The organism is Marinomonas foliarum, from assembly GCF_003337275.1.
GTDB classification, from domain to species: Bacteria; Pseudomonadota; Gammaproteobacteria; order Pseudomonadales; family Marinomonadaceae; genus Marinomonas; species Marinomonas foliarum.
This window is the reverse complement of the sequence record NZ_QPJQ01000004.1, coordinates 134,556-151,477: the sequence shown is the minus strand read 5'-3', so window position 1 is coordinate 151,477 and position 16,922 is coordinate 134,556. Positions and strand designations below refer to the sequence as shown.

Sequence of the window (16,922 nt, the reverse complement as noted above, 5' to 3'; positions counted from 1 at the left end):
TAAAACGCAGTGTAAATAGGAGAATCATAGTCGACCCTCTTCAATAGCATGGCAAGCCACACTACTGCCATCACTTTGTAATGTCATGCTAGGGGAAGATTCATAGCAGCGCTGATTCGCATAGGGGCAGCGAGCCTGAAAAACACATCCTATTGGTTTCTCTGTTGGTGTTGGTACTTCGCCAATTAAACGAATAGGTTGAGCTGTATTACTATCCAGTCTTGGAATGGCGGATAGCAGTGCCTGAGTGTAAGGGTGTTTTGGCGAGCTAAATAGGGTTTTAGTTGGAGATAACTCACAAATTCTTCCTAGATACATGACAGCGACTCGGGTCGCAAAATGCTCGACAACGGCTAAATCATGGGTAATAAAAAGATAGCTGAGGTTGTGTTCCTCTTGTTTATCCATCATCAAATTGAGCACTTGTGCTTGTACTGATACATCTAGTGCAGAAAGCGGTTCGTCCGCAACAATGAAATCCGGTTCAACCGATAGAGCGCGAGCCAAGCTGATTCGCTGACGTTGTCCACCAGAAAACTCATGAGGGTAGCGGTCAGAGCTTGAAGCAGAGATACCAACAGATTCCAAAAGCTCATCGATTTTTTCATCCACGCTCGATTGTGATAATTGTGGATTGTGAAATGAAATAGGTTCGCTGAGTGTCTGATACACCGTCATTCTAGGGTTTAAGGACGCATAAGGGTTCTGAAAAACCATTTGCATACGACGTCTAAAAAACATGCGTTGACGATTGTTTAGCTGATCAATGCGCTGATCTAGGTAATGGATTTCACCAGCACTGGGAGACGTTAGTCCCATAATGACGCGAGCTAGTGTTGATTTACCACACCCAGTCTCACCAACAACACATAAGGTTTCACCTTGGTTAATAGTCAGGTTTACACCGTTGAGCGCATGAACACTTTCTTTATGCCTCGCTAATTTGCCTTGGCGAAGGCGCCATTGCCCGAGCCAACTTTCATTTGTTGAAAAGGCTTTTTCTAAGCCACTGATTTGAATAAGAGGTGTTGGCATTACAAGGCCTCCTTATCGGTATCAGTAAATTCATTCAACATGTCTTCTATAATAAAGCAGGCCACACTGGACACGCCGCTGTAGATAAACTGTGGCTGTTCTTGTTTGCATTTTTGAGTTGCATAAGGGCAGCGAGGATGAAATGCACAGCCCGAAGGGCGCTCCGCCAATGATGGCATGCTGCCTTGTATCTGATTAAGGCGCTGGCCAGGAATGGTCATCTGAGGAAGCGCATTCAACAAGCCTTGGGTGTAAGGGTGTTGCGGATCGTTGATTATTTCCAGGGTAGGTCCTTCTTCCACTATGTGACCGGCATACATGACTAAGGTGCGTTCAGCGACTTTTGAAACCACGCCAAGGTCATGACTAATCAGAACCAGAGCGACTCCGTTGTCTTGGCAAATGGTTAAAAGCAGTTGTAGTATTTCTGCTTGAATGGTGACATCCAGAGCCGTAGTTGGCTCATCAGCAATGATGATGTCGGGGTTCAGCAATAAGACAGAAGCAATTATAACTCGCTGTCTCATGCCGCCAGATAATTCATGGGGGTATTGATCAAAACGTTTTTCGGGTGATGCTATTTGGACATTATGAAGCTTTTCAATAGCAATGTTACGTGCGTCTTTGTAAGAAATGTTGGTGTGGCTGCGAATAGTTTCAACTAGCTGATTGCCTATAGTAAGCACCGGGTTCAGCGTCATCATAGGATCTTGAAATATCATCGCGATGCGTTTGCCACGAACTTCCTGTAACTGTCGCAGATTCATTGTCGTCAGTTCTTTGTTTTCTAGTTTGATCGAGCCAGATTCTATGTAACCTGGCTTGCTAATCAAATTGACGATGGAAAATCCGAGGATTGACTTACCGGCTCCTGATTCTCCAACAATGGCGATTCTTTCGCCGCGATTGAGTGTGAAACTGACGTCAATAAGGGCAGCGAGTTCTCGCTTCTTCATATGAAAATTGACGTTTAGATTGCTGACGCTGAGTAAATTCATATTAGTCTTTGTACGCCCTTGGATTTAAATGATCGCGCAACCAGTCCCCTAGAAGATTCATGGCCAATATCAAAATAATGAGCGTGATACTTGGGATGACGCATATCCACCATGAGCCGGCGAACATATAGGCAAAACCCTCTGAAATAAGTGAGCCCAGCGACGGTTCAGTCGCAGGCATACCTAATCCTAAAAAGGACAGGGCAGCTTCAGCTACAATGGCGTTGGCAATTTGTACCGTGAAAATCACCAAAATAGGTGACAAAGTGTTGGGCAAAATATGTCTGAACATGATGCGTTTCGAGCTTATTCCCATGACCCTTGCAGCATCCACATACTCTTGCTGTTTTTCGGCTAGTACCGAGGCGCGAATAGTTCTGGCAAATAGAGGCCACTCTGTTAAACCAATAACAAGAATAAGAATGATCATAGCCAGCTGTTGATATCGGGCCATGCCGAACAAAGACTGGAAAATGGCTAAAAAGACAATGGCTACCATCATATTTGAAAAAGACAGCTGAATATCTGCACAGCGCATGAGAAAGTTATCTATACGGCCACCTAAATAGCCAGCAACTAGGCCAATGCAGATGCCAAGTGTTACCTGAATCAGAACAGCACAAATGCCTATAGTTAGTGACAGCCGTGTACCGTATAAAATCACGGACAGTAAATCTCGGCCTTGGGCATCAGTGCCTAATAAAAACTGACTATTTCCACTGATCCAGCTTGGAGGAATCTCAGAGTTCATAAGATCCATAAAGGCGGGATCTGAAACGTCATAGGGGGCGACTAAAGGTGCTAGTAAGGCAATAAGGCAATAGAAAACAAAGATAATAAGCGCTAGCATCGCAAGCTTGTCGCCTACAACACCTGATAAAATATGATTCCAACGACTGCCCGGAATAGGGTGAATGAGGTCTTTCTTGATGGGCTTCATAGACCATGACTCGCTAAGCGTACTGTTGGATTGAATAACCCATAAATCAAATCAACAAAGGTATTTGTGATAACGAAAATGCCTCCTACCACAATTAAATACGCAGAAACTAATGGTGTATCAACTCGACTGACAGCGTCCATGAACAGAAAACCCATGCCGGGCCACTGGAAAATGGTTTCTGTGAGAATAGTATAAGCCACTAAGGTGCCAGCCTGAATGCCGCCAACTGTAATCACGGGGAGCATAGTGTTTTTCAGTGCGTGAATGAAATAAATGCGTCGCGCAGACAAGCCTTTTGACCAAGCAAAACGTATGTATTCAGATTGTAAGACATCCATCATCTCAGCGCGGATTAAGCGAACGAAAATAGGCATTAATGCAATTGACAATGATAGGCTCGGCAGTAGTAGATGACTAAGTCCGTCTTTGTTAAATAGTCCACTTTCCCAAAAACCAAAGAACTCTGTTGTCTGCCCTCTGCCAAAGCTAGGAGCTATATTGAGCTCTATTGAAAAAATATAAACCATCAGAATAGCAACAATGAAGATAGGTACCGAAAGACCAATGGAGCTGATCAGCATGAGTAATCTTGAGAGAATGTGTTTGGGTTTAATCGCAGCGAGCACCCCACATGGCGTGGCAATTAATATCACAATTAATATTGCACAAAAAGCCAGTTCTAAAGTGGCTGGTAGTTTTTCCAAAATCACATCAAGCGCAGGTTCTTTGTAGTAATAAGATGTGCCGAGGTCGCCATGTACTGCACCCTTTGCAAAACGCCAATATTGAACGAGAAAACCATCATTTAGGCCCAGTTCGTTACGTAACTGATTGCGTTCTTCTGGTGATACTGTCATTCCCACCATTTGCTGTACTGGATCGCCTAGTTTGTCCTGAATAGAGAAACTAATCACACTGATAATGATCATGACAAAGCAAGCTTGTAGTAAGCGGCGGAGTAAAAAAATCAGCATAGGAAGGTTATATGTCCACATTTCATTAAGGCGGTTTTTAGGGGCTGCATACCTTTAATTCGTCTGGTGTACTTTCTATTCTTCAATGAATAGATCTCCTATGTGCGGGTAATTTTGATCATTGACTATGTCATTTATATTAACGTTGCCTTTGGCGGCCCAAGTAAGAGATTGCCAGTAAAGAGGCACGACAGCTGCATCGTCATAAATTTTCCGTTCGATTTGTTGTAAAAGGCGCAGGCGTCTCTCTGGATTCATTTCTCTGTTTGCTTGGCGGATATCCGCATCGATTTCAGGCCTACAATATTCACTGGCATTATAAGCGCCCATGCCTGTATTGGCATCTGGGCAAGCAATAATAAATTCAAATAAATTATTTGAATCCATCGTGTCCGATTGCCAGCCAAGCATCATCATGTCTGCGCTACGATTATCGTATTCCTTAAAGTATTGCGCTTTAGGTAGCGTTTTTAAGTCAACAGTAATGCCTATTCTAGATAGCATGGCGCTAATGGCTTGGGCGACCTTCTCATCGCTCATGTAGCGGTTGTTTGGTGCCATCATGCTAATACGGAAGCCTTTTTCGTAGCCGGCTTCTTTCATTAGCTTTAATGCTCTGTCTACATTGTACTCTGGTTCTAAGTCGTTGATGTAGCCTAGAAACCTGTCTGAACTTAACTGGCCTGCAGGTGTCGCGTAACCTTTTAATATTTTATCAACAATTAGGGCCTGATTTATGGCTAAGTTGATGGCTTTTCTTACTCTGACATCTTGAAATTCTTTACGTCTATTTTGGTTCATGTGCAGCAATAGTATGCGAGTGCTTGGTAGGGTGACGAGTTGAATGCCTGAGACTTTTTTTGCGCGTTCGATATCAATTGGGGAAACAGGAAAGATAAAATCCACATCCCCAGAAAGCAGTGCGGCAAGTCGAGTGGAATCTGCTCGAATAGGAGTCAGAATCACCTTGTCGGCATTGCCTACTGAGTTTTTATCCCAGTAATTGGGGTTGCGAGTTAGCTCCATGCTACTGCCTAGTTTTCTTTCTGCTAGTATGTAAGGTCCTGTCCCTGATACGTGGCGAGAAGCAAAGGTCTCACCGTACTTAATGATTTGATCTTGCCCTTGATAAAAGGCTTTATCCATTGGAAAAACATAGGTCATTATGTTGAGCAATAATGGATTGGTATAAATGGTGTGTACATCAATGGTGTATTCATCAACCATTATGACTTTGTCTATTGTGTCGAACATGGCTCGAAAATCAGGTGACTTTTTTAAACGCTCTATGGTGTACACAACATCTTTTGCTGAGAAGGTGTTGCCAGTTCTGAATGCAACATTCTTTCTTAAGAAAAAACGTACTGTATGGCTGTCAATGCGTTCCCATTTGGTGGCGAGGCGAGGTTCAAATTGACCATTTTTGTTCCATCTTAGTAATGGGTCAAAAACAAGATGAGAAAACTGTAGCGTACTTTCTGATAATTGTTCATGAGGATCTAATGAAACAGGATCAGTGTCATTGGCTATTTTTAGCGTTGTTGCCACTGCTTTGTTGTATAAAAGTAAAGCCAAACAACAGGCTATAATAACCTTTATCTTCATTGTTCTTGATCTCGTATGTAGGCTGAATTTTCGAGTGTGGTGTTTTGTATCTAACAGCTCTTGGCTTGATATGATGTAAATCCTAGAGAGATGTTAAATCTTGACCATAAAGATGACAATTGGTCATTTTTGCAAAAAAAAGCGCAAAAAGACAGCAAGACTGCTATTCGATGGCGTTTTTAGATAATAATGTCACATAAGCTTTGACTCAGACATCCATAACTTGCAGGCCACCATGAATTATTTTGCCCATCTTCATATCGCTTCTATTACCCATACATCTTGGGTGGGTAATTTGCTTGGGGATTTCCCTGTCGATGTGGAGAGCCTTGATACTGATCTGTGGATTGGGTGGCGTCTACATCAAAAGGTGGATGTGATGGTGGATAAACATGAGGCTAGTGTGTCCTTTCGCTCTATACCAAGAAAAGGGCGTCGACGCTTTGCAGGGATAGTTCAAGATATTGTGATGGATTATTGGCTAATACAATACTGGGAGCGCTTTAGCGTCATACCGCTAAATACATTTTGCCATCAGGCATTATTAGGATTAGTCCAGGATAAGGAGCGCTGCCCTGAGCGTTTACAAAGCATGATTCGTTCATTGGAAAACGAAAATTGGTTAGCAAATTTAGGAACTGTTGAAGGGGTAGAAAAAGCAATATGCTCTATTATGCGACGTTGGCGACATGGCGAGTATTTGGCCGATTTCGTAGAGGACCTAGACGAGATCATCAAGCAGGCGGAAGCGCCTTTCTTGCGTCTGTACCCTGATTTATTAAAGTTTGTAGATGAGGAAATGAAAAAAGCCGAGGCCACACACAGCCTCGGCTAATGGGCTTTTAGACAATCGAATAGAAAGTCAGCCCGATCGAGAGAACAACCAGACTATGCGTTAAGCTAGGTGCAGATTCCTTGCTTTACTTAATCTGGAATGGACGAGTATAAATTGTTGGCACAGTAACGCCTTGATCTGAGTCAGGCTTAAGGCGTCCATCGTATTAAAATAGTCATAACAAGGTAATGCTTTTTCTTAGTAGAGTATTTTCTCTATCTTGTTCGAACTTATGGTAGAATTCGCCACCGAAAAAAGCGTGGTCGAAATGGGAGAGTTAGGTTGAGCGTTCAGTGGTATCCAGGGCACATGAATAAAGCGCGTCGAGAAATCGAAGAGGTTATGACGCAAGTTGATATCGTTATTGAAGTGTTGGATGCCCGTATTCCTGATTCCAGCCAAAATCCCATGTTGAATACATTGCGAGGTGACGTGCCTGTTTTGCGTCTACTTAATAAAAAAGACTTAGCTGACAAGTCTCGACTAGACTTATGGTTAGAGCATTGGCGCGGTAGCGAAACCGTTTTAGCACACCCTTTCTCGACATTAGATAAAGCAGATGTTGGTCGAATTAGCCAATGGGTTAGTCAGATGGTGCCCCATAGAGGCAGCGCTGAAAAGCCGATTAGAGCGATGATTGCTGGTATTCCAAACGTAGGGAAGTCTAGTTTAATGAATGCTCTACTAGGGCGAAGAGTCGCAAAAGTAGGTGATGAGCCAGCAGTAACAAAGGCTCAACAAAAACTGAAAGTGACGAACGGTTTTCAAATATTAGATACACCTGGCATTTTATGGCCAAAAATTGAAAACCCAGATGCGAGTTATCGCTTAGCCGTAACGGGGGCTGTTAGAGATACAGCGATTGATTACGAAGATGTGGCATTAGTCGGTTTGAAGTTCTTTATTGCCGATTATTTAGATGCTCTTATGACTCGCTATAAATTAAAAGATATATCAACAGATCCATATGACGTCTTAAGGGTGATTGGTTCCAAGCGAGGCGCTTTGCGATCTGGCGGTAAAGTCGATATGCACAAGGCGGCAGAAGTTTTTTTAAATGATGTAAGGACTGGTGCGATTGGTCCTTACGTGATGGAAACACCAGAAATGATTGCGCATGAAGAGCGTTTGGTGGAAGAGGCTAAAGCGAAGAAAGAAGCAGAAAGGCAGGCAAGGTTGGCCGCGGCGGTTCCGCAGCGACAACAGGCGAGCAATCGAGCTTATCGCAATAATCAAACACAGCAAACGGACGACCAAGCCCAGTCTACTAAGCATGATGAGAATACAAATGACAAGCAGTGAGGTTCACGGTCATGGATTATGAAATTGCCTTTGATCAGGACGAAAATGTTTATCGCATTTACACCGGATATGAATTCGCCGCAATTGGTGAGTGGGTTTCTGAGTATGTACGTGATGTCGAAAGCATTCAACGCGTATTAATTGCTGCTCGTTTGGCAGAAACAGAAAAGGAAACAACCGAATTTAAGCATGGCCCTTTCGAGGTTATTGTCAGTGAAGAGGGGGTGTCTGTATCGCGACAGATTGATCTTGACTCAGCCGAAGAAGAAATTAAGGCGATGTTTGACTCGCAAGACAGTTTCTATCAAACATCGACGGATGGTATTCAAGCTGAGTGTGGTTTAGAAGATCTCATCAATATGATTGAGAATTGGCACCAAGTGTTGAATTAATTCTTAAGTGTCAGGGTAGTTGTTCCTAGTGCTAGCTAGGTTTACACTAGCGTTGTTTATTTTTTACGTTTTTTTAGGGAGCCGATATGCTCATCGAATTGGAAAAAGCCCGCACTCGAAATAATGTTGTTCGCATTTTTCGTGAAGAATTGGACGGACCAGATAGTTGGACGGACGGTTTTGTTGTGGATGCCAACGAAGAAATGGTTTTGCTCCAATTAGTGGATGACAGTGTTCGTCTTAATGGTTATCAAGTCCTCTTTTTGGAGGATATTAGCGACTTTGCACATCCAGCTCCCTTTAATGACTTTCAGAAAAAAGTATTGTCACTTCGTGGTGAAGAAGTTGTTGACCCAGAAGTTGATCTAGATGATCTAGCGGTCATGTTGATTGATATTAGTGAAGAGTTTGGACTTGTAACACTTCACCGTGAAGAAATAGAGCCTGATAGCTGCGAAATCGGTCGTGTTGTTCGTGCTGATTCCGTTACTTATGAGCTTGAAGAAATTGGTTCTGATGCGCGTTGGTTCGACGAAACATTTGAATATGACTTATATGATATTACACGTATTGAATTTGGCGGCGCATATGAAGAAGCTCTATTGATGGCTAATGATGATATGGGTGATGATTCTTATGAATTGTCAGATGAATACCCAGATGATGGTATTGTTGATGACGAATAAAAAACAAATATAGAGTTTGTTATTTATAAAAGCATAAATAAAGAAGCGCCTCACGGCGTTTTTTTATTTATAAAAGATCATTTTCTTAATGAAGCCTTATGGTGGCTTTGTCGTGTTATATTTAGTGAATGGTGCATTTTTAACGTTGAATAACACGGTTTAAAAAAGATGGAATATAAAAGAGGATCTTTTTAATGTCTCGATGGCTGACTTTTCTTTGTCTAATTGTACTGGTATCGGGTTGTGCTGCTTATGCGACACACCAATTTGATACTGTATTTGGTGAACAAGATTCAAAGCATCGTGTTGTTGATGTTAATGAAGAAGACAAAGTTTTTTATAATGAGCAAGTTCGACCTATTCTCGATAGTCGTTGTGTCTCTTGTCATGCTTGTTATGACGCGCCTTGCCAGTTGAAACTAACAGCACCTGCTGGTCTTGAGCGAGGAGGTTCGAAAGAGTTGGTTTACGATGGTACTCGCTTACTAGCATCGTCTCCTACGCGTTTATTTATTGATGCGAATAGCACTGATGAATGGCGATCAAAAGGTTTTCATCCTGTTTTAAATGAAAGAGACCAATCTCCTGCAGCGAACTTACAAGGTAGCTTGTTGTATAGGGCAATTGCTTTACGCGCCAAGCAAGGCTCATTTACTCAGCCTATATTGTCCGATGATTATGACTTCTCCTTGGCTCGTGATCAGCAGTGTGTCAGTGTTGAAGAGTATCAGCAATTTGAGCAAGACTACCCAAATTGGGGGATGCCGTATGGTCTCCCAGCATTGAGTCCCAGCGAGTATGATGTGCTATCCCGTTGGTTAGCCACGGGTGGGAAAATGCCAGAAGCGGCGTCTGCTCCAGCAAATCTTAAAAAGAAAGTTGCGCTATGGGAATCGCGCTTAAACGGGGATGATCTAAAGACTCAATTAGTCTCCCGTTATATTTACGAGCACCTTTATTTATACAGTTTGTATCTTGATGACGGTGAAGCCTTCCGTTTTCAATTGGTCCGTTCTAAAACTCCACCTGGAGAAGCAATTGATAGAATCGCGACCCGACGCCCTTATGATGATCCCGGTGTAGAGCACGTCTACTACCGACTTTGGTTAGACCAAGAAGTAAAAGTGCAAAAAAACCATATTCCTATGCAGTTGGATGAGGAGCGCTATGCTCGCTGGCAATCGTATTTTTATTCCGATGATTATGAAGTGACCAAAGATCCAGGTTATAAGCCTGAAATTGCAGCGAATCCGTTTAAGACATTTCAAGAGATACCCACACGTGCGCGTTATCGCTTTTTATTGGATCATTCACAAAAAACGATTATGTCGTTTATAAAAGGCCCTGTTTGTCGTGGGCAAGTGGCAGTTAATGTAATTAATGATCAATTTTGGGTGTATTTTATTGATCCGGAAGTGGTGTATGGCAAAGGCTCGACGGATTACTTAGAAGACCAAGTGCAGAGCTTAGATTTACCTGCTTCAAGCAATAGCTTGCCTATAGCGTCATGGGTTAGGTTTTCTGAGCAACAGAAGTCTTATTTATCGGCCAAAGCTGCTTTGATTGAAAGTTCAGGGTTCAATAATACTCCTTTGGATCTAGGCCTCATTTGGGATGGCGAAGGTGTTAACAAAAACGCAGCCTTGACTATTTTTCGTCACTTTGACAATGCTTCCGTTGTCAAAGGTATGGTAGGGCAGCAACCGAAAACCGCTTGGGTGATTGATTATCCATTATTAGAGCGAATCCATTATCTTCTCGTAGCGGGATTTGATGTGTATGGCAATGTGGGTCATCAGTTAGTGACACGCTTGTATATGGACTTCTTGAGGATGGAAGGGGAAATGAATTTTTTGCTTTTTCTCCCTAAAGAAAATCGAGAAACCGTTCGAAAATATTGGTATCGAGATGTAAATCAAATCATCAAGGATTACATATTCAGTGACTATATTAAGGTCGATCGACAGTCCGAAGTTCAGTACGCAACGGATGATCATCAATCTGAACTCTATGAAAAGCTGCGTGACAAATTATCGAGTGTTCTAGATCGTAGTCATGACTTAGAACAAAGTAAATTGACATCAGATCAGCTTAAGGCTTTATATGAGTTGCAAGCTGTACGCGGTGGTGGTTTGGTCCATCTGCCTAATGTCTCGACGATATTGGTGACGCAGCAAGGTGTTCCACTTGAAGTGCTTAGTCTTATACACAATAAAGCACATGCCAATATTTCAAGTTTATTAGATGAAGAAGATACTCGATTACCTGAAGAAGACGGTGTGACCTTAGTGAAAGGTGTGTTGGGTGATTATCCGAATGTCTTGATGCAGGTAGAAGAGGCTGAACTAATTGATTGGGCCAAACAAGTAGGAAATCTTCAAACGACAGAAGATTATTCGAATTTACTGGATACGTTTGGTATTCGTAGAACGCACCCTAACTTTTGGTTTGTCAGTGATGCTATTGCTAACTTGAATAAGCAAGATCGCCCAAGGGAAAGTGGTATTTTAGATTATAATCGTCTAGAAAATCGCTAAGTTGTCTTGTTAACGAGTCGTTGTAAGGCACTTCTGCATTTTCTGCATGATTGTGTACTTGTACTAATAGAGAAGCGCCTTAAATAGTAGGTATATTCTCTATTAGGTAAGTATTATGGTTCCGTTTTCTATATTGGACTTAGCACCAGTGGCTGATGGTCACACTGTTGCTGAGTCGTTGGCGATGAGTCGTAGAATGGCGATTGCCGCTGAAAATCATGATTATGCTCGTTTTTGGCTTGCAGAACATCATGGGATGGCTGGCGTGGCGAGTTCTGCCACATCGGTTGTATTGTCCTATTTGGGGGCTGCAACATCAAAAATTCGAATCGGTTCGGGTGGTGTGATGTTACCGAACCATTCGCCATTAGTAATTGCAGAGCAGTTTGGTACTTTGGCCGAGTTATACCCAGATCGTATTGATTTGGGCTTGGGGCGAGCTCCTGGAACGGACATGCAAACAGCCAGAGCCTTGCGTCGTAATATGGATGCATCCGTCGATAGTTATCCCGATGATGTATTGGAGTTGCAGCGCTTATTAGGAAGTGGTGAGCAAGGTGTCTTGGCGGTACCTGGGCAAAATACCCATGTGCCTCTATGGATGCTAGGCTCTAGTCTGTATAGTGCGCAAGTTGCGGCCGAATTTGGTTTGCCGTATTCCTTTGCCTCTCACTTTGCCCCAGATCAGTTAATTCAAGCGCTAACAGTATATCGTCGTAACTTTAAGCCGTCAGAGCAACTCGCTAAGCCGCATACTATGGCTGGTGTGATGGCTGTCATCGCTGATACCGATGAAGAAGCAAAATACTTATTTACCTCAGCTCAGCAGCAGTTTGTTAATTTGCGTCGCAGCCGTAATCTTCCTTTTTCCAAACCAGTGGAAACAATGGATGGTATTTGGTCACCTAGTGAGAAGTACATGGTCGAACATATGTTGCAATATGCAATGGTGGGTTCGAAGGCGTCAGTTGCTTTTCAGTTGTCTAGTTTCTTAGAGAAAACAAACGTTGATGAGTTGATTGTTTCTATGCCAATTCATGGTTCCGAAGCAAGGTTGACATCTTTACGTCTGATGGCGGAAGTTCGGGATAGTTTGTAGCGCAAGGGCTATATTTTAGGTGAAGTAAACAGCCACTAAAGAAGCTTCTTTAGTGGCTGTTTTTTTATTTTCTGTAAGGTGAAGGGTCGCCGTTTATCGGCTGTGTTTTAAAGCGTCGGTGAGACCAAAAATATTGTTCTTTTTTATTGTTTATTTGGGCTTCGACTAATTTGTTAATAGTTGTTGCGTCAGCAACCTCGTCACCGGATGGATAGTCTTCAAGTTCTGTAAGCGAAAGAAAGTATCCATTTTCTGTACGGCCGTAATCGTATAGCAATATAGCGGCTTTAGTGTTTTGGGCAAGGCGGCTGATTTGTGAAATAGTGGCGCATTGGCGTCCATAGAATGGAGCAAATACTGAATTTTTTCTACCGTAGTCTTGGTCGATAGCATACCAAACGGCTTTGTTTTCTTTAAGAGATTTTATGACTGCACGCACATTTTTACGCTCAATCGTTTTGGTGAAAATGGCCTCGCGTTGACGCTCCATCACCCAGTTTACAACAGGATTACGTTGTAGTTTATAGATAGGGTGTACATCTATGTAGCGAGCCATATGGGTGCCGCAAAGATCAATCGAAGAAAAATGCGCACCAATGATAATACAGCCTTTGCCTTTATTTAATGCTTTTTCAATCACATCTTGGTTGTTAAACATGACTTTTTCTTCTGTTTTGCTTCTGTCTTGAAACCAAGATACAAACATTTCAAAAACACCTATACCCATGCTCTTGAAATGTGCCTTAGCTAATTGAGTCCGTTCTTCTTCAGACATATCAGGAAAGCAAATTTTTAAATTCACATGGCAAATGTTTTTACGGTTTGTACTTAAGGCATAGTGTATCGTGCCTAGTGTGTTGCCTAGGAATTTTTGGCCACACCAAGGTAAATAGCTGAGTAAATAAGCGACGCCCATCGCGCCCCAACTTAACCAGTGTTTTGGTCCCAAAAAGTTTGTGATGCTTTTGTCTAATGTTGTCGTTTTTTTAGCCATGGTATCCCTCCAAAAAAGCCTGCCATTGCTTTTCTGATACACGAAAATTTGTATGTTTGCTGGATTCTTTGTCGAGTGAGCGTTTTAGGCGTTCAACATTGGATTCCATCCAGCTGGAGTGAGGCGCTTTTTGCTCACACTTATCGAAGTCAATAATCCAAACTTTCTGCTGCTCATCTATCATAATATTGTGGCAGTTAAGGTCAGAATGATAGATGCCATTTTGATGAAAACGTTTTACTACTCGCCCAATGTCGTTCCAATTAATTTGAGCCTGTTGATCACTTTTTATTATGTCGAATAAATCTTTAGCGCCTTGTATTGTTTCAGTTAGTAGTAAGGCTTGATAAAAACCAGCCGATACCGAATATATACCTGCAATTGGGCGTGGTACAGGAAGGTCTAAGTTGCGCATGGTTTCTAGAAGGGTGAGTTCTAGCCATGGTCTGGTGCGGTCTCTGCCTGTAAATAAAAAACGATCTTTGTTAATTTTGGCGATCAAGCCGCCACGCCGATAGCGGCGCAGAACAAATTTGCCAAATTGACTATTGATAAACCAAACGGCGCCACGTCCATTGCCTGTGCCTGCGAGTTCACCTTCTAACTGCCAAAATGAAGAATCAAACCATGTCTTGGATAATGGGAGCTCTGGATCGCTTTTTAGTAACACTGTATTGGGCGATATTTTGATAGCTTGTGGCATGTTACTCGCTTTGTCATGATCTCTGTGGGTTATGTCTACAAAGTTAGACACATTCAAGGGCGACTATTCTATAATACTTGCTGAATTTAAGCAGCCCTAGAGGACGAGATGCAGCAAGAGAATATTCAACATTTGGCGATAGTGCGCTTATCCGCTTTGGGGGATGTATGTCACGCTATGGCAGTGGTTCAGTCTATTATGAAACGCTATCCCTCCATGCGAGTGACTTGGGTTACTTCTCCTTTAGAGGCTAAGCTTGTTCGTTTGCTTGATGGTGTGGATGTTGTTGAGTATGACAAAAAAAGCGGCTTCTCTGGTTTGTTAGCGTTACGTTCTCGGTTAAAAAGCCAGACCTTTGATGTGCTGCTACATTTACAATGGTCAATTCGAGCGAGTTTGGTATCAAGAATGATTCGAGCGAAAAGGCGCATTGGCTTTGCTCTGACACATTCTCGTGAAAGGCAGCATTGGTTTGTGAATGAGTATGCCCCAGAGCCTAAAGGCGAGCATGTATTGGATTCTTTTTTATCTATTGCGAGTGTGCTCGGTGTTGATGAGCCTTCTTTGCCTTGCGAGCTTTCTTTGCCTGCTGAAACATTTGGATTGCCAGCTAGGTATGTAGTGATTAACCCATCCGCGTCTAAAGCAGAGCGTAATTGGACGATAGATGGATACCAAGCGATATTGACGTGCTTATTAAGTAAAGGCATATGCCCTGTGATAACGGGTGGACCATCCCAAGATGAAATGGATTTTTCCAACAGTATCATGGCTGATCGCGCAGAAAGCGTAGTCAATCTGGTTGGGAAAACGCCCTTGGATATGATGTTGTCGGTGTTAAGAAATGCAACTTTGGTTATCTCTCCAGACACTGGGCCTGCACACATGGCGACACTGGTGGGAACGCCTGTTTTGGGGTTATATGCGCACTCCGATCCTCGGCGTACTGGGCCTTACCGCGATTTGGATAAGGTGATCAGTGTTTATGATGAACTGGTAGAAAAAGAATATCAGAAGCCAGCAGCAGAATTGCCTTGGTCAACACGCGTGCATGACCCTAAGGCCATGCAGCATATTAAAGTAGAGTCTGTTTTAGCGAAGTTAAAAACGCTTATTTAATCAGAGATTGCTCTGCTAACTTAAGGTCTAATGTCGCCTTTAATAGCTTGTATAGCTGAATAGAGGCATCAATTTCTTCTTTTCGGTTGGTTAAGCTTTCTATATTTAGACCCAAAGGAACGCCAAGTGGTAAGGCGATTTCAATAATCTGTTCTAAAGCGTTTCGGCATATCTTAATAGATTCATCTAATGGTGCTTCGGCATCTAAAATACGATGTTTTGTTGCTTCAGGTACCGAAATACCTAGCCACTCCATGAATTCTAATGTTTTCGCGCTGCCGCAAGGTGTGAAGGTTAGAATGATGCGTTTTGGTGCTTCACCCTTTTCTTTGCAGGTTCTTGCGTAACGGCTGATGAGGTCCGCTGTCGCTTGGTGATTATATACGGCTTGCGAAATGAAAAATTCACAACCAGCTTCAGTTTTTTTGCTTAAACGTAAATGTTCATCGCCTTTTTTAGCGTGGCGTTCAGCGATTGTGACACCACCCAAGTTAAAAGAGTGTTCAGATGCTTTTAAGGTTTCATAAGCCTGTGGCAGTGGCAATTTAATATCGCCACTGGAAGAAGGTGAGCCGACCAATACTAGATCTCGAATCCCATATTGCTCCCACGCTTCAGAAAGCCAACCCGAAAACTCTTCTGAGCTACGAGATGAGACAGATTTGTAAGTGATGACAGGTTTGCCAGACTGTTGGTGAAGGCGTTTAGACCAAGCTCGTGGGTCATGTGTTTCCATAAAAGGAAAAGGGCGTGGCTTATCAATACGGCTAGTTTCGTCTTGAATGTCGTAGACAACCAAACCATCAATGTCGATATTATCAAGACGTTCAAGCAATTTTTGACTAACTTGTGCGAGTTGCTCTTCTTCAAGCGAAGATTTTGGTGGCGTTGTGCCGATAAAGTAGATGCCGCGAGTAGGGTCTTGAAACTTTGTTGCCAATTCCGATTTCATAATGTCACACTCTAAATAAGCGAGGCAGATAATAACGTTCTGCTCTTCGGTATGTTTGTTCGTTGGATCTATTCTAACAGTGAAATGAATTCAAGGCTTTCTTATAAAGTTGAATTATATTGTAGTTTAAGTGAAGGCGGTTAATCTTCTGGTGATCTAATGAGTTTGCTGAGTTGCTGATATGGCAAAGGAGGCGTCATGCTAAATAAAGAATTAAAGGGGTTATCTGAGGTAAAAACGTCTGGATTGCCACCAGTGCACACTTGGTCCCCACCTTTTTGTGGTGACATGAATATGGTGATCAAGGCGAACGGTGAGTGGTTTCATGAAGGTGGGAAGATCAATCGTCCAGCGATGGTAACCATGTTCAGCCGTATATTATGGTTTGAGGCGGGTGAATACTTCTTGGTAACACCGGTGGAAAAGGTGCGGATTAAAGTTGAGGATGCGCCTTTTTTGGTGACTGGTTGGCAGTGGATAGAGACACAAGCGGGTCGCGCTATTGAATTTATCACGCAAACAGACGATGTCCTTATATTGGGCGTCGATTGTGATATTTGGTTGGGTTTCTTTCAAAAAGAAGAACGGCCTTATGTTTCTATGCGCTATGGAATGAAGGCATTGGTTAACCGAAATGTGTTTTATGGCGTAGTGGAGTGTTTGGAACATGTTAATACAGCAGAAGGCTCTGGAATGGGGGTGATAAGTGCAGGTAAAAGCTATCTTTTAATGAAAGATGAATGACGAA

16 protein-coding genes are annotated in these 16,922 nt (G+C 42.6%); 8 read left to right on the top strand and 8 right to left on the bottom strand.

Annotated elements, in window-relative coordinates:
* Positions 1 to 24 precede the first annotated feature (24 nt).
* The 5 genes from DFP77_RS03540 to DFP77_RS03520 form a co-directional block, all read right to left on the bottom strand.
* Positions 25 to 1,035, bottom strand: a complete 1,011-nt coding sequence (locus tag DFP77_RS03540) for an ABC transporter ATP-binding protein (RefSeq protein WP_114410914.1) — start codon at positions 1,033 to 1,035, stop codon at positions 25 to 27.
* Complete coding sequence (locus tag DFP77_RS03535; RefSeq protein WP_114410913.1) at positions 1,035 to 2,033, bottom strand: ABC transporter ATP-binding protein; 999 nt, start codon at positions 2,031 to 2,033, stop codon at positions 1,035 to 1,037. Before DFP77_RS03535 ends, DFP77_RS03540 begins: the two co-directional genes overlap by 1 nt.
* Position 2,034: 1 nt before the next feature.
* On the bottom strand, positions 2,035 to 2,973 hold the full coding sequence (locus DFP77_RS03530; protein WP_114410912.1) for an ABC transporter permease: 939 nt from the start codon (positions 2,971 to 2,973) through the stop codon (positions 2,035 to 2,037).
* On the bottom strand, positions 2,970 to 3,950 hold the full coding sequence (locus tag DFP77_RS03525; protein WP_114410938.1) for an ABC transporter permease: 981 nt from the start codon (positions 3,948 to 3,950) through the stop codon (positions 2,970 to 2,972). The genes DFP77_RS03530 and DFP77_RS03525 overlap by 4 nt, the downstream gene beginning before the upstream one ends.
* A 75-nt stretch (positions 3,951 to 4,025) precedes the next feature.
* Entirely contained in the window at positions 4,026 to 5,555 is a 1,530-nt protein-coding gene (locus DFP77_RS03520; protein WP_114410911.1) for an ABC transporter substrate-binding protein, read from the bottom strand.
* Positions 5,556 to 5,790: 235 nt separating this feature from the next.
* Between DFP77_RS03520 and DFP77_RS03515 the strand changes: the two genes are divergently transcribed.
* The 6 genes from DFP77_RS03515 (at position 5,791) to DFP77_RS03490 (ending at position 12,406) form a co-directional block, all read left to right on the top strand.
* Positions 5,791 to 6,390, top strand: coding sequence for an acyl carrier protein phosphodiesterase (locus DFP77_RS03515; protein WP_114410910.1), 600 nt, complete (start codon positions 5,791 to 5,793; stop codon positions 6,388 to 6,390).
* A gap of 282 nt (positions 6,391 to 6,672) precedes the next feature.
* The gene (gene ylqF, locus DFP77_RS03510) at positions 6,673 to 7,692 is read left to right on the top strand and encodes a ribosome biogenesis GTPase YlqF (RefSeq protein ID WP_114410909.1); all 1,020 of its coding nucleotides are present in this window, start codon (positions 6,673 to 6,675) and stop codon (positions 7,690 to 7,692) included.
* 11 nt (positions 7,693 to 7,703) lie between these two features.
* Positions 7,704 to 8,084 (top strand): YacL family protein, encoded by a 381-nt coding sequence (locus DFP77_RS03505; protein WP_114410908.1) that lies wholly within the window; start codon positions 7,704 to 7,706, stop codon positions 8,082 to 8,084.
* A gap of 86 nt (positions 8,085 to 8,170) precedes the next feature.
* On the top strand, positions 8,171 to 8,770 hold the full coding sequence (locus DFP77_RS03500) for a hypothetical protein (protein WP_114410907.1): 600 nt from the start codon (positions 8,171 to 8,173) through the stop codon (positions 8,768 to 8,770).
* Positions 8,771 to 8,964: 194 nt separating this feature from the next.
* Positions 8,965 to 11,307, top strand: coding sequence for a fatty acid cis/trans isomerase (locus DFP77_RS03495; RefSeq protein ID WP_114410906.1), 2,343 nt, complete (start codon positions 8,965 to 8,967; stop codon positions 11,305 to 11,307).
* A gap of 115 nt (positions 11,308 to 11,422) precedes the next feature.
* Positions 11,423 to 12,406 (top strand): LLM class flavin-dependent oxidoreductase, encoded by a 984-nt coding sequence (locus DFP77_RS03490; RefSeq protein ID WP_114410905.1) that lies wholly within the window; start codon positions 11,423 to 11,425, stop codon positions 12,404 to 12,406.
* Between the two features lie 64 nt (positions 12,407 to 12,470).
* On the opposite strand, the gene DFP77_RS03485 is transcribed toward DFP77_RS03490, so the two are convergent.
* Both DFP77_RS03485 and DFP77_RS03480 read right to left on the bottom strand, forming a co-directional pair.
* Positions 12,471 to 13,400, bottom strand: a complete 930-nt coding sequence (locus DFP77_RS03485; protein ID WP_114410904.1) for an LpxL/LpxP family acyltransferase — start codon at positions 13,398 to 13,400, stop codon at positions 12,471 to 12,473.
* Positions 13,393 to 14,103 (bottom strand): 3-deoxy-D-manno-octulosonic acid kinase, encoded by a 711-nt coding sequence (locus DFP77_RS03480; protein ID WP_110573543.1) that lies wholly within the window; start codon positions 14,101 to 14,103, stop codon positions 13,393 to 13,395. Before DFP77_RS03480 ends, DFP77_RS03485 begins: the two co-directional genes overlap by 8 nt.
* A gap of 108 nt (positions 14,104 to 14,211) precedes the next feature.
* Between DFP77_RS03480 and DFP77_RS03475 the strand changes: the two genes are divergently transcribed.
* The gene (locus tag DFP77_RS03475; protein ID WP_114410903.1) at positions 14,212 to 15,222 is read left to right on the top strand and encodes a glycosyltransferase family 9 protein; all 1,011 of its coding nucleotides are present in this window, start codon (positions 14,212 to 14,214) and stop codon (positions 15,220 to 15,222) included.
* On the opposite strand, the gene DFP77_RS03470 is transcribed toward DFP77_RS03475, so the two are convergent.
* Positions 15,215 to 16,174 (bottom strand): methylenetetrahydrofolate reductase, encoded by a 960-nt coding sequence (locus tag DFP77_RS03470; RefSeq protein ID WP_110573539.1) that lies wholly within the window; start codon positions 16,172 to 16,174, stop codon positions 15,215 to 15,217. The two genes, DFP77_RS03475 and DFP77_RS03470, sit on opposite strands and share 8 nt — an antisense overlap.
* A 198-nt stretch (positions 16,175 to 16,372) precedes the next feature.
* On the opposite strand from DFP77_RS03470, the gene DFP77_RS03465 reads away from it, so the two are divergent.
* A complete protein-coding gene (locus tag DFP77_RS03465; RefSeq protein WP_114410902.1) occupies positions 16,373 to 16,918 on the top strand; it encodes a DUF1285 domain-containing protein in 546 nt (181 codons plus the stop codon).
* The last annotated feature ends 4 nt before the right edge of the window (positions 16,919 to 16,922 follow it).